The sequence below is a fragment of the Segatella copri genome, from assembly GCF_019249795.2.
GTDB lineage: Bacteria > Bacteroidota > Bacteroidia > Bacteroidales > Bacteroidaceae > Prevotella > Prevotella copri_B.
The window spans coordinates 1217130-1231922 of the sequence record NZ_CP156891.1; the positions used below are offsets into that span (position 1 = coordinate 1217130).

Here is a 14793-nt window from a genome sequence, read left to right on the forward strand (position 1 = left end):
GATTTTTACAGTACTTTTGCAACCGAAATCGGGAGCTTTTTTTTCCGAAAGAACGATAAAAAGATAAGAAGAATATGAAAAGATTGGTTATATTAAGCGCTTGCCTGGCGATCAGTCTTGCCGGCTGGGCACAAGGAAACAAAAATGATTCCCTGAGAATGGACAGCATCATCCATTCCCTCCCCGATGTGATGGTAAAAGGCAACCGACCTATCGTAAAGGTGAAAGGAGCGGCATTAAACTATGACCTGCCTCAACTCATCAAAAACCATCCGGTGGATAATGCCTATGAAGCCATCAAGCAACTGCCTGGCGTGAGCGAACAAGATGAAGCCTTGACTCTCAACGCCCAATCCGTAACCGTGATGATAGACGGCAAAACTTCCACCATGACCAGCGAACAGCTCTATTCGCTTCTGAAAACGATTCCTACCAGCCGCATCGCCAACGCCGAAGTCATCTATTCTGCCCCAGCCCGCTATCAGGTAAAGGGACAGGTCATCAACCTCCTGCTGAAGCACAACACAGGCTTTCACTCCCTGCAAGGCGAGTTCTTCGGCGGCTACACCCACCAGAACCGCAACAGTTACACAGAGCGCGCCTCCCTGCTCTTCACCAATAAGAAATGGGAAATAGACATGCTCTACTCCTTCGGTCATGGCAAGAGATATTATTATTATGAAAATGAGTTTGCCCACACCTTGACGGATGGCACTTCCTATGCCTTCTCTACACATAGCGACAACAACAAACGCCATCTCAACCATAACATCCGACTGGGAATCAACTATCATCTGGCGAAGAATCATCAGCTCAGCTTTGCCTACACCTCACAATTCAATAACACGAGAGGAACTTCAGAGGATGATGGCGATTTCACATCCCTTCTCAGAATCCATGCCAAGAGTCAGTTTCATAATTTCCGTCTGGATTACTCCACACCATTCGGTTTCTCGGCAGGAGCAGAATACACCTATTATAATTCACCGGATGAACAATGGCTAAAAAGCAGTCTCTACGATGAAATCTACGACATCACAAGCCAGCAGCGAATCGACAAATGGCACGCTTACCTCAAGCAGGAGCACGACTTAGGAAAAGACTGGGGCTTGAACTACGGCATCAATTACACCACATCAAGAGACAAGAGCTCGCAGGAGAACAACAACAAGTCTTTTGATGGCAACACCTTTCAAAACGAAGACCAAATGAGTTTCTACATCGGAGCCAGCAAGTCGTTCGGACAAAAACTCACGATGGAAGCATCGCTCATGGAAGAATATTACCACACCCCAATCTGGAATGAGTGGAACCTCTTCCCTACACTCTCCATCACCTATCTTCCAAAGGCTGGACACATCATCCAATTCGACCTGGATTGCGACAGAGACTACCCTACTTATTGGTCGGTGAAGAACTTCACCACCTATAATGCGGGCGGATATGGAAAAATTGTAGGAAACCCGACGTTGAAGCCTTCACGAGACCTCAGCCTCTCGCTTACCTACATTCTGCACAGCAGATATGTGGCAAGTTTCTTCTTCAACAACTCGAAAGATGAATTCCGTCAGCTTCCTTACCAGAGCGACACGAAGAAGGAGATGGAATACAAGCATGTCAACTTCGACCATGTAAACCAGGTAGGTTTGATGCTCACAGCCCCAATCAACATAGGCAACTGGTGGCAGAATCGCCTTACTTTTACTGGCGTTTATCAGAACGACAAGAATTCCCAATTCTATGATCTTCCATTCGACCGCAGCAAATGGTTCTGTCTATCCCAGTGGAACGGCACTTTTCTCTTTGGCAAGCATGTGCTTCTCAACCTCGATGCTTCCGTTCGTACCGACGCCATCCAAGGAATCATCGACATCCCAGCCTCAGGCTATCTCAACGCAGCCCTCACCTGGAAGCCTCTCAAGGACGACAAGCTTCAGCTGAAAGCCTACTGCAACGACATCTTCGAGACGGGCGACAACCATCTGCATGATACCTATCGAGGTCAGCACGTCATCAACAAAATGTACTTTGGCAGAATCATCGGCCTCTCCCTCACCTATCGTTTCGGCGGCTACAAGGCCAAGCAGCATGAAGAAGTAGATACTTCCAGATTCGGGAAATAAAACGAGAAAAGCTCACCAAGACCATCAAAGTCCTGGCGAGCTTTTCTCTTTTCTTACACTATTCAAGTTTCTTTACTTCAAAATATTGACATATCCCTTATTCTGTACCAATTCAGAATTTAAATCGATGCATTTCTGAGGAATCGGGAAGACGGTGGTGTAGCCGGAGGATTCACCCTGAAGAGGCGTACGGAGATCGTAGGCACCGGTGAATTTGCCGAAACGGATGAGATCCTGACGACGCCATCCTTCCCATACCAACTCCAGCAACCGCTCTTCCAGAATGTTATCGAGCGTAGCCTTACGGTAAGGCATTCCCACACGGGCACGAATCCTATTCAACTCCTCATCACCATTCTCTCCGTTTCGGACCTTTGCCTCTGCCTTCATCAATAAAACATCTGCATATCGGAAAAGAACTATGTCGTTACTCTGCAACTTGCCGTCCATATAAGAGGTTCTATCCACCTCATACTTCGCCATCCTCGCTCCAGCCGTCTTGACAAACTTACTGTTGGTCAGGTTTTGAGCCACTTCAAAAGGCTGATACTCCAACGGCTTTCCATTATCCATCAGCAGTTCATGACCATCTACCTTTACCACTCCCGCCACAAAGTTCATCTTGCAACGGGCATCTTCATCAGCCTCGCCATAATGATTGGCTTTCATCGTAGAAATCGTAGCACAGGTGCCATTCTCACTTCCCCATCCCAAAACACCGCCATGTGTATAATGGTAAGAGCGGAAGAGATAATGGAACTGGTTGGTATAGATATTCTTATCCATCGGAATCGTGAAGATATTCTCCTTCGATGTCTCATTATGCGTAGAGAAATTGAATGAATCATCCGACTCCAGGACATAGCCTTCTTCTGCCAGTTTATCACAATAATAAATGCAGGTTTCCCAGGCATTCAACTTCCTGCAGTCCACCTTATCGCCATTGCGCAAAGAGGCATCAGAAGCCGGCACAGAGAAATGAATGTCACTTCCCTTCGGACGGCTCGCATAACCCTGGGTCCAGTCATCATACATATAGATTTCTGCATTCAAAGCCAATTTCGCCAACAGAAAGTTGACTACCGGCTGGGTGATGCGACCATAATAATTGCCTTCCTTATTGCTGTGCTGGTCGGGAAGTGAAGGCAATACCTGCTGCAACTCCTGAAAGACAAACTGGAAGATAGAACTGCGATCTGTCTGACCTTGGAACAGGCTGGAATGGAGCTGTTCTGCACTGGAAAGGACCAATGGAACCCGACCGAACATGTCCATAGCATAGTAATAGAACATAGCCCGGATGGCTCTTATCTCAGCCCGATATTCCTCCTGCTGTGCGGCAGAAAGCAGGGCCGACTTGTTGCTGATAACATCCAAAGACTTATTAGCCAGCACGATAACCTTATAAAGGTACTTCCACGTATCATAAAGAGACTGGTCATCGGCACTCCACCGATGCTGGTACATGGCATTCCAGAGGCCACCATCATACCAGTCGCCGCCTCGAATCGGAATCATCGCCTCATCGGTGGTCAGCGTATTATAATCGTAAATGCCACGGCAGGTGCCCTGGATGCCCTCACTCTCGTTAGCTCCACCTATATAATTATAGAGAGAAGCCACGGCATTGATATAAATATCAGATGCAGAACCATAGATGGCATCCTCGTCCAACTGATCCTTAGGATGTTCGTCCAGGCAGGATGTCATAGACAATGCCGCCAGCAGCAGAAATAAAAATCTATATCGTTTCATAACTTTCTGATTTTAGAATTGAACACTTAAACCCAATGAGAAGGTTCTGTAAACAGGATAAGTCCGCTTATCATCAATACCCATCGTACTGTTCACCACGTAGCTGTTAATCATCGGAGTCAAGCCGCTGTAACTGCTGATGGTGGCAAGATTGTTGACACTCGCCGAAACTCTGAGCGACTGCACCACGCCCTTTCGGATAGGGATATCATAGCCCAGCGTGAGATTCTCTAAGTTGAGATAATCGCCCTTCTCCAGCCAATAATCAGAAACATTCTGGTCAACGATATTCTTCTCAGGAGCTCCCTTCAGCACATTATAATCCGGGAAACTCGACATATTGGTGTAGGCTAAGCCCGTACCATTGAATATCTTATGTCCGAAGGCTCCGTTCATCTGCAATGAAAGATACCAGTCGCGATAACGGAAACTGATATTGGAACCCAACGTTACTTTAGGAGTAGCCTGACCGGCAATATATCTGTCACCGCCATCACTCAAATCTACGGTTCCGTTCTTGTCCAAATCTTCGATATCATAGCGGTAATGCCCATTTCCATCTTCTATAATTCCCTTGCAATGAGGAAGATAGAATACCCCCAAAGGCTGACCAACTATCTGATAGACCACATTGTTGTAACCACCATGCTGACCGGCACCCGACAAGGCACCCATCGCAGTAATATCGGCTGCCGACATCTGCATTCCGTCATATTCACCACTCAGCGAGAGAAGTTTGTTCTTCTGCCAGGAGAGATTCATATTGATATTCAGTTCCATGTCCTTCTTCTGGATAGGAGTGAAGGAAACGCCGACCTCCAAACCCTGGTTGCTCATAGAACCCAGGTTTGCCAACAGTTTATCATAGGCAAAAGGCGGAACCGGCACATCATAGGCATAGAGCATGTCGGTGGTCTTGGAATAGTAATATTCTGCCGTCAGAACCAGCCGGTTGTTCCACAATCCCAAATCAGCTCCGATATTCCAGGTAGCGCGGGTTTCCCACTTCAGATCAGGATTGTTATTGCTAATCATTCCCATCGTAACCGTAGGAGAACTGTTCACCGAAACAATACCATTCTGCCGTACCGTATTCAAAGTGGTATAAGAAGATATTCCGCCAAGATTACCTGAGCGTCCATAGCCCGTACGCAGTTTCAGCATGGTAATTTCCTTGAGAGAACGGAGCCATTTCTCCTGCTTCATATCCCAGGAAAGAGAGACGGATGGGAAGAAACCCCAGGTATGGTCATTGCCCACCATCGAAGAACCATCGCCACGCATGGAAACCGAAAGACTATACTTATTATATAAGGTGTAGTCGACATTGCCCATCACAGAAGCCAGGGTCGGATCTTCGTACTTGCTGTCTGTCCCACCGAAAGGCCGTGATGCAGCAGCACCTATATTATGGTAATACATGTCGTTGTTGGTGATTCCCTTCGCAGAAGTCCAGAATCCCGTTCGAATATCCTTCTGATATTCTGCACCCACCATTGCCTTCAGATTGTGGATTCCCCACGAATGCTGATAGTTAAACGATACATTGGCAAGCCAGTCCTCGCTCTTGAACTCCCCACGATAGAGATTGCCCTGCGCCCAAAGCCAGGTAGGACAGAACTGGTTGTTCTCGTTGGAAGCATAACTGTATGCTCCGAAAGCAGAAACACTCAGAGAATTTGTCATATCATAGTTCAACTTCAGATGAGCATTGAAGTTCATATTCTTCGTATCATCACGCTCCTTGAGCACGGCACCGGGAGGATTCACCTGAGATGCAGCCCCATTCTTCACCCAACTGCCGTTCAGCTTATCATAAGGATAAGTAGGATTCATGGCATCGGCAGAATAGAAAAGCATCTGACTGTCGAAGATATCATTGTTCTTGAAAGACGAACCGAACACGCCGAAATCTCCCGTCAGTTTATCGCCAAATGCCTTCTGGGTGACATCAATCTTAGCCACCAGATTACGATAGCCCTTGCTCCGAATTATCGTGTTATGGTCGATATAGCCAAAAGAAGCGCGGTAGTTGCTCTGCGGAGTGCCACCGCTGAAGGCCAGATAATGGTTCTGGATATTTCCGGTTCGGGTAATCGCCTTGCGGAAATTGGTATCATATCCCTTATTGTTATACTCCAGCCCATACTTCTGTGCAGCAGCTATGTATTCGGCGGCATTGAGCATCTCCATACTTTTGTACATCGCCTCTATACCATAGTTTCCCTCGTAAGAAATCTGAAATCCCTTATCCGTACCCTTCTTGGTCTTTACCTGGATAACGCCCGAAGCACCACGGGAACCATAGAGTGCCGTTTCGCTGGCATTCTTCAGTACCGTAAAGCTCTCGATATCGGCGGGATAGATTGTGGCAAGCGTTGCCACATCAGATGTAACACCATCAATAATCACCAGAGGATCATTGCCGCCCATGATAGAAGTCGTACCACGAACGCGGACGGAGTTCAACATAGCGATACGGTCAAGACCGTTTGTAGTGACGTTAACACCTGCCGTCTGTCCGCTCAGGGCATCCAGTGCATTATTGAGCACACCCTTCTTCAGAAGTTCAGGTTCCACCACGCTCACCGAACCTGATAAGCGCAGAGAGTCTAAGCCTTCGATGTTCACAGACTGAGCACTGAGGGTTTGGGGTGCAAGAATCATCGCACCCATCGCATAAAATATGTTTTTTAAGTTCTGTTCCATAACTATATCATCGTTTAGTCAAGGTTCAAATCGATTTTCGATTGCAAATATAATAAAAAAGTATGATTCAAAGTACGTTTTCTTGAAAAAACTTCAAAAAAAACAAGCTTCTTGGAATTATTTAGTTGGTGACAAAGTTACACTTTTTTGTTGAGATAACCGCATCATCTGGCAGAAAAGTTTAAAATATTTATCCTTTCGTGCCAACATTACCACTTTCAGTCCGCTGGCACATAAGTTGCAAAAACAGAGAGTGAAAGCTGAAGCCAAAAGATAAAGGAGTTCGGAAGAATGACGGAGTTTCGAGGCGAAAGCAAAAAAATAACAAGAATATTAACAAGCAGAAATCCCGACGGAGCCGTAAGGAACCGAGAGGACGAGTAAAATAAAATTTGGAGGTTTTAATTATGTTGTTAGCACGTAGAAATAATGATTCAGATTGGTTGAGTAACTTCTTTGATGATACTTTATTCAATACCGAAGTAATGTCACGTATGAATGCTACTGCTCCTGCCATTAACATCAAGGAGACAGATAAGAATTACATCATGGAGGTTGCAGCTCCTGGTTTGAAGAAAGAGTGGGTTCGTGTAAACATCGATAACGATGGTAATCTGAACATCGCCATCGAGAACAAGATGGAACACAAGGATGAAGACAAGCACGAGCACTATCTGCGCCGCGAATTCTCTTACAGCAACTACCAGCAGTGTTATACGCTGCCTGAGGATGCTGATCGTGAGAAGATTTCAGCAAAGGTAGCTGATGGTATACTCGAGGTCGAGATTCCAAAGCTTACTCCTAAGGAGGAGGCTAAGACAACAAAGAACATCGAAGTCAAATAATCATCTCCCATAAATGATGGAGGCAGATTCCAAAGCAATTTGGAACCTGCCTTTTTTGTGCCCTTACCTGAAACATCGCATTTTTCATCTACCTTATTATGATGATTTTCATGGAGCAGCCAAGAGTTTTTCACCATAAATCTTTTTTTTTCCATAATTAATATGTAATTTTGCAGGCAGAAAAGCAGACATGAAAGCTTTTGCTTATAGATTTCAGAATATTAATATAAGAAACAGATGAAGAAAACAATTCCAGTAATAGGCATGGCTTGCAGCGTATGCTCTGCCAATGTTGAAAAGAAGCTGCAGTCGCTCGAGGGCATTAACTCCGCCTCGGTTTCCCTGGCAAGCCGAACTGCCCTGGTAGATTATGACCCCGACATTATCTCTCTGGAAGATATGAAACGGGAAATCAGCAACGCCGGATACGACCTCGTCATCGAAAACGACAGAAGCGTGGAGGAAATCAACCGCCGTGAGTTCACCCTCCTGCGCCGCCGAACCCTCGCTTCCTGGCTCTTCGCCATCCTGACCATGAGTTTCTCTATGGGATGGATTTCCCTGGGCATGGAACAGAATATGATTTCAGATGGTGTTGCTTCGGCTCATCATTCGAGTTCCTTCGCCAACCAGATTTGTCTGCTCCTGGCACTCGCCAACCTGCTCTACTGCGGCAAACAGTTTTATGTTTCCGCCTGGAAGCAGCTTTTGCATCATACGGCAAACATGGATTCGCTCGTGGCACTCAGCACCCTCATCGCCTTCCTCTTCAGCACCTTCAACACCTTCTTCGGAGAAATGGTCTGGGGAGCGAGAGGCATAGAATGGCACACTTATTTCGATGCTTCCGTGATGATCATCACCTTCGTGCTGACCGGCAGATGCCTGGAAGAAAAAGCGAAGGACAGTACGGCAAGCAGCATCCGCCAACTGATGGGAATGCAGCCGAAAACCGCCCGACTGGTGACTTACGAGAAGATAGAAGGCACCAACGACTACAAGATGGAGGAAGTTCCGATTTCCACCATTCAGATAGGCGACATGATAGAGGTAAGAGCCGGCGAGAAGATTCCGGTGGATGGCGTGGTTACCCAGGCAGAGAGTTTCATGACTCCCGATGCTGCCTATGTAGATGAAGCAATGATCAGCGGCGAACCGACTCCGGCGATGAAAAAGGCAGGCGACAACGTGCTGGCCGGCACCATTCCGAGTCAGGGAAAGCTCCGCATGAGAGCCAAGCAAATTGGCGAGAACACCGCCCTGGCGCACATCATCCGAATGGTTCAGGAGGCGCAGGGCAGTAAGGCACCCGTGCAGCGCATCGTGGATAAGGCGGCTCTGATTTTCGTTCCAGCCGTGGCAGCCATCGCCCTTATCACCTTTATAATATGGTGGCTAATAGGCGGCAACGCAGCACTTCCGCAGGCCATTCTTTCAGCCGTAGCCGTTTTGGTCATTGCCTGTCCATGCGCCATGGGCTTAGCTACTCCTACCGCCCTGATGGTGGGCATCGGAAAGGCGGCGCAGAAGCAAATCCTTATCAAGGATGCGTCGGCGCTGGAGAATCTCCACAAGATCAACGCCCTCGTCATCGACAAGACAGGCACCCTCACCATTCCTAACCAGAACATTGATTTCACCAAACAGGAGGATTTGGATCTGGAGACAAGAGAGACCCTCAAACCTCATGCCCAGGAAGCGATGAAGCAGATGCAGGAAAAGGGAATAGAGGTCTATATGATGAGTGGCGACAAGGAGGAAGCGGCTCACTACTGGGCAGAGAAAGCCGGCATCAAGCATTACCAGAGTAAGGTGCTGCCTGGCGACAAGCAGGCATTGGTAAAGAAACTTCAGGACGAAGGCAAGCAGGTAGCGATGGTGGGCGACGGAATCAACGACACCCAGGCTCTGGCCCTTGCCAACGTGAGCATGGCGATAGGAAAGGGAACGGATGTGGCGATGGATGTGGCACAGATTACGCTGATGAGCGACGACCTCTTGGCACTTCCGGAAGCCGTAAAACTGAGCCAGAAGACGGTTCACATGATTTGGCAGAATCTCTTCTGGGCGTTCATCTACAACATCATCTGCATCCCTCTGGCAGCCGGAGCACTGCATATCTTCGGCATTGATTTCCAGATAACCCCAATGTGGGCAAGTGCCCTGATGGCCTTCTCCAGCGTAAGCGTAGTGCTTAATTCGCTGAGGCTGAGATTGGTGTAAATGAAAGAAAATGGCAGGTTCCCGATGCATCAATTTGGAACTTGCCATTATATTTTTCCCCTTTTTCAAGCATACCCCAATACACTTTTCCTACGAAATAACCAAATAAAAAACACACTTTTCCTATGAAAACAAGGGCTAAAAGCTACACTTTTCCGAAAAAAAGCTTGATTTTAACCCATAAACCACCCTTTTTGCAAAGGCGATTTTCATAGCAAATCGTAAAGGACTTTTAAGGTATTGAAAAACCTTAATGACCGATAATGACCTTGACCTTAATGACCTTAACGACCTTATCCCCTAAATAGCCAGACTCCATTGTCAACAGAAAATCACATTACCCAAGCAAAAATGACAAGAAAGGCTGGATTGTTTTTTTGCAGAGAAAGGAGGAGAAAAACGCCCCTAGAAGCAAGAAAAAGTGGCTCCGATGGCACTTTTCACCCCTTCAGAAGGCAAAAATAAGAGTGGTTAAAGGCTGAATGAAAGGGGTAAAACAAGGAATTTCTTGATATATTTTGTCAAGATTCTCGTAAAAAGAGCAAGAAAACTGGGGTAGAGAGAAGAGGAATATGTGCTGTTCCTACAATACAAAACATGGTACAAGCCGAAACTACAACATAAGCTAATTCATTGATTATCATCATATTACAATCACCCATTATTTCTTTCCGAATAACTTTCAGAAGCCTAATCCGGTCATTTTCGGTCACGGTCATTTTCGGTCATTTTCGTTTTCGGGGGCGCAAATCTCCCCTATAGTATTATATAAATATATATTTATATATACTATAGGCCCAAATGACCGAATCATTTTGAAAATGACCGAAAATGACCATGACCGAAAATGACCGCTTTCCAAACATCAAAAAACGATTCAAAAGGCGGCTTTTGCAATCAGATGTAAAAACCGCAAACACTTATACTCCTATATATCAACCACTTACATAATATTTTTCAACATTCTACGGGAAAAAGCTTGCTTTCTGCTTCGAATTTTTGTATCTTTGCACCGGCAATCGAAAGAACAGTCTTCTTGTGCCAAAAGTCGGTCATCTATGAAGACCGAGGCTGGTCTTAATAGATGGCAGGCGCCGGTCATCAATGAAGACCACAAAATGGGCAGGAAACGGCTTTCTGGGGAATTGTGATTCAAGAAACTCTTAAACGCAGACTGAGCATGACAAACAAAACTTAACTTCTTCGAGGGTGGCGATATTTTAACATAAAAATAACATGCACTTAACCCTACAAGCCAGGATTTTATTATATCTTTGCATAAAAAAACAAAACTACAGCTTTATGGAAAAAGAGAAACTTTCAGCAATCCTATCAAAGGGAAGAAACGGAACCAAGGGATGGTTTCTGTATCGTGCATGGCCTGGCACCAGAAGTGCCATCTACGTCTATCTGATGTCCATGCTTGCAGCCTTTCCGGTTGGCATTGCAGCAGCTTTGAGCTGCGAATTTATCGAATTCCTGACGAAGACAACCATCAATAGTGCATGGATCCCGGCAATTTATATGCTGGCTGCAGAGCTATATATGATTCATAAATGCCGGAAGAAATTCCACCTGCGTGTTCGCCTGGAAAAGATTCAGCAGAAGCCTAAGGCAATCATCTTCTTGCTGGTTTTCTTGGTGGGACTGTTCCAGGCCATTCCTATGAGTGTTTTAGAAAGATTCATGGATTTGCCTGATTACATGGAGCAGGATTTTGTTAACCTGGCACATAATCCGATTGGAATTCTGGTGCTCTGCATCATTGCTCCTATAGCCGAAGAATACCTCTTCCGCGGATTGATGATGCGAAAGATGCTGAGATGGAACATCAGTCCCTGGTATGCTATCATCGGCTCAAGCATCATGTTCGGGCTCATCCATCTCAACCCGGCACAGATTCCTGGACCCATCATTCTGGGAATCGTCATGGCGTGGATGTGTTACCGAACCAGGAGTTTGATTCCGGGCATCATCATCCACATCACCAACAATACGCTCTGCCTGATTCCTGAAGAATGCTACGATACTTACATCGCCAGCACTCCGATGATGGAAGCAAGCCTCAGCCTGATAAGCATCGCAATCGTCATTCTGTCGATTTGGCTCTTCAACAAGAAGACTGCTGCTGCATCGTAAAGAGACTTCATAAAAGGAAGTCTTCATAAGAAAGGCTTCCTTATCAAATTCCTCACCATAAGGGGAGAGTTATTCCTCCCCCTCTACCTTGCAGCAGTCGAATCCCATCTCTTTGGCTTTATCAGGACCAAAGGTAAAGTAGATGGCTTCGCCCTCATCACAAACCTCGCCTTTTGAATTCTCCAGAGTCAGGTGGATGGTGACGATGTTACGGCGCTGACTGGCGATGTGACCACGCACCGTAATCTGCGAATCGGTGGTCATCACAGGTTTCTTGTACTTCACGTTGAGCTGCATCGTCACACCCGTGGTCTGCAGTTTGCGGTTGATGACCCAGCCTGCCACTTCATCCATCAGCATACTGATGATTCCGCCATGCAGGGTATTGATCCAGCCCTGGTAATTCTCGCCGGGATTCCAGATGGTAAGCACATCCTCACCCTCTTCCCAAAACTCAAGATGCAAACCTACAGGATTGTTGGGGGCACAGCAAACGCAGTTGTAACCCTCCTTGTTCAAATATGGATTTAATATCTTCTTCATTTTTCTAATTGATTAAACTGATTTCTAACTGATTAAACATTTTAAAACAATGCAAAGGTACGAATAATATCTAATAAGGCAAAGTTTTTAAAAATTATTATTATTAATTCCCTCTGATTACCTGAAAATAAGGGGGCAGACGGAGCCCAAACTATTTAGAATAAATAAAAATACCTAAAAATGGGGATAAAGAAGAGCATCCTGCTATTTAGAAGAAATAAAAATACCGATTATTAAGTATTGCTGGATTTAGAAATATCCTATACCTTTGCAGCATGAATTAGCGAGATGCTCGCGAGAGGCGAGCAAATGAACAAGAAATGATACAAAACATGAAGATTATACAAAAACATGAAGAAATGAAGAGAATTATTTTTATTATTTTAGGCTGCATCAATATTTGCCTTGCTTATGCACAGAGCTTTAACGGACAATATATTTCTGAATGGCAATGGGACATGAACAAAAATACGAATCTGATCAATCAGCTGAGATTGGAACTGAGTGTTCCGATAGGAAAAGGAAAGGATTCGTTCGAGGCGGCTACGCTGCATGTGGCAAAGACCAACGATGGCATTATTGACGACTGGCAGGGATTTTCGAACATAGATGCAGACAACAACTTCGCCATGCTTGCCGTGCTGGGCTACATGCACGAGTGGAATTCGGGCCATCTGTTTGTAGGTGTGAGGAATGTGAACGAGGATTTCTTCACCTCTGATGTTACGGCACTTTTCCAGAACAGCTCTGAGGGAATCTTCCCTACCGTTGCATCCAGCTATCCGATAGCCAACTATCCGTATTCGGGCTTGACCCTTTATTTTGATGTAACCAAGGGAAAATGGACATTCAGAAACAGTCTGTATAATGGTGCAGGATATAATGGTTGGAAAGCTCACGACAATCCTTTCCTGGTCCGCCCGAAGAAGGATGGAATCTTCAATATGTCGCAGTTGGAGTACAACGATAAAGGTGGGAAATATTTTGCAGGTGCTGCCGTTCATACCCGTCAATATCCGATCAACGAGGATGGCGAATTGGTTTCTGCAGATGAATCCAAGAGCAAAACCACCTGTGCCTGGTGGATTTACGGAGAGCAGAGCGTATGGAAGGCAGGCGACAAGAACATTTCGTGCATGGTACAGTATTCAGAGAACACCAGTCATCAGAATGCCTGCTACCGATACGCTGAACTGGGCGGCGCCTATCAGGACGATAAGAACGAGTGCGGCCTGTCAGGTCAGTACGCCCGCTTCCAGCAGGGTTCGGAATATTCGCTGGAAGTAACATGGAAAAGACAGCTGACGGAATCCATCTCCCTTCAGCCATCGTTCCAATACATCAAAAACGACAATGGAGATTTCACGGCGCTCAGTGCCCGACTCTATGTCAGTTTCTAGCAATCCATTTCGGCAAGACCAGGGTGCCCATCACCAGGAAAGGGTAATAGAAGATGGCGCGCCAGAGCATGGCGGCAAGGATGGCTACTGAGGCCTCGGGCAGGAAATCGGAATAATAAAGGCGGAACATCAACTCTGCCACGCCACTTCCGCCAGGCGTAGGACTCAGAATGGAAATCATCCACATCACCCATTGGCGGCACCAAGCCACCAGCATGTTGCCCTGGCAATGGAAGGCAATGAGAATAGCTACCACGATGGCGAATCTCGACAGCCACGCCAGGGAAGTATAACCCATCAGCTGCAACCAGAATCTTCCGCCCTCCAGCTTTGCCTCCTCCGAAGCCATCGTCATCTCCTCGGAAAACTTCTCTACCTTGGGCAGGAATCTGCGAAGGAAAGGAATCTTGCAGCATCCCTTCAATACCCAGCCCAGAATCTGAGGACGATGCAACAATAAGAGGTAGAGGATGGCCGTCCAGACAGCAACGATAAGGGTGCTGACGATGAAGATAACCTGCACTCCGCCCTTAATCCATTCGTTCGTAGCATCTACAGAAATCCCCACTCCATCAACCAAGCTGAACAAGAGATGCGACGGAACACAGAAATAGAGCAACACGCAACTGATGGCAAGAAAAGCCTCATCAGCCAGCAAGGCTGCAAACATGGTGAAGATACTTCTGCCTATAGAAACTCCCTCGCGATTGAGATAGACAAAAGCCAAACCACTTCCCCCCACCGCCGAAGGAGTGACGGCAGAAGTAAACTCGCAGAGCACATTGATGCGAAACGCCTCGGCTACGGATAACTTACGCTGGCAGAGATGACGGAAACGGAGGGTGAGCATCAGATTCTGGACCGCAAAGAGCAACACGCCCATTACTACCCCCAGAAAGAACCTGGGAGATAAATCTATCCTGCTCAGAACTTCCACATCAAACTCCCGAATCATCATTCCAACGATGACCACCAGTCCGATGGAAACCGCCAACCATAAATGCCATTTTTTCATATTACTCTCAAAATAAAACTATACTTTTTATATATAGTAAT

The 14793-nt window shown here is 46.3% G+C and carries 9 protein-coding genes; 5 read left to right on the forward strand and 4 right to left on the reverse strand.

What is annotated here, in order from left to right; translation table 11 throughout:
* Positions 1 to 74: 74 nt before the first annotated feature.
* Positions 75 to 2123 carry an outer membrane beta-barrel protein gene (locus tag KUA48_RS05510; RefSeq protein ID WP_218432422.1) on the forward strand — a complete coding sequence of 683 codons (2049 nt, stop codon included), beginning with the start codon at positions 75 to 77 and terminating at the stop codon, positions 2121 to 2123.
* Between the two features lie 72 nt (positions 2124 to 2195).
* On the opposite strand, the gene KUA48_RS05515 is transcribed toward KUA48_RS05510, so the two are convergent.
* Positions 2196 to 3878, reverse strand: coding sequence for a RagB/SusD family nutrient uptake outer membrane protein (locus KUA48_RS05515; RefSeq protein ID WP_218432424.1), 1683 nt, complete (start codon positions 3876 to 3878; stop codon positions 2196 to 2198).
* 12 nt (positions 3879 to 3890) lie between these two features.
* Positions 3891 to 6545, reverse strand: coding sequence for a SusC/RagA family TonB-linked outer membrane protein (locus KUA48_RS05520; protein WP_218432495.1), 2655 nt, complete (start codon positions 6543 to 6545; stop codon positions 3891 to 3893).
* 449 nt (positions 6546 to 6994) lie between these two features.
* Between KUA48_RS05520 and KUA48_RS05525 the strand changes: the two genes are divergently transcribed.
* The 3 genes from KUA48_RS05525 to KUA48_RS05535 all read left to right on the forward strand — a co-directional run bounded on the left by KUA48_RS05525 (position 6995) and on the right by KUA48_RS05535 (position 11794).
* On the forward strand, positions 6995 to 7432 hold the full coding sequence (locus KUA48_RS05525; protein WP_022121596.1) for an Hsp20/alpha crystallin family protein: 438 nt from the start codon (positions 6995 to 6997) through the stop codon (positions 7430 to 7432).
* A gap of 237 nt (positions 7433 to 7669) precedes the next feature.
* Positions 7670 to 9655: a cation-translocating P-type ATPase gene (locus KUA48_RS05530; protein WP_218432426.1), complete on the forward strand. Its 1986-nt coding sequence runs from the start codon at positions 7670 to 7672 to the stop codon at positions 9653 to 9655.
* A gap of 1302 nt (positions 9656 to 10957) precedes the next feature.
* Positions 10958 to 11794, forward strand: coding sequence for a CPBP family intramembrane glutamic endopeptidase (locus KUA48_RS05535; RefSeq protein ID WP_218432432.1), 837 nt, complete (start codon positions 10958 to 10960; stop codon positions 11792 to 11794).
* 69 nt (positions 11795 to 11863) lie between these two features.
* Here KUA48_RS05535 and KUA48_RS05540 read toward each other — a convergent pair whose 3' ends face one another.
* Positions 11864 to 12337 carry a PaaI family thioesterase gene (locus KUA48_RS05540; protein WP_006848268.1) on the reverse strand — a complete coding sequence of 158 codons (474 nt, stop codon included), beginning with the start codon at positions 12335 to 12337 and terminating at the stop codon, positions 11864 to 11866.
* A gap of 359 nt (positions 12338 to 12696) precedes the next feature.
* On the opposite strand from KUA48_RS05540, the gene KUA48_RS05545 reads away from it, so the two are divergent.
* Positions 12697 to 13737, forward strand: a complete 1041-nt coding sequence (locus KUA48_RS05545) for a carbohydrate porin (protein ID WP_218432434.1) — start codon at positions 12697 to 12699, stop codon at positions 13735 to 13737.
* Here the strand turns inward: KUA48_RS05545 and KUA48_RS05550 are convergent.
* A complete protein-coding gene (locus KUA48_RS05550; protein WP_218432436.1) occupies positions 13727 to 14752 on the reverse strand; it encodes a lysylphosphatidylglycerol synthase transmembrane domain-containing protein in 1026 nt (341 codons plus the stop codon). The genes KUA48_RS05545 and KUA48_RS05550 overlap by 11 nt on opposite strands.
* Between the last annotated feature and the right edge of the window lie 41 nt (positions 14753 to 14793).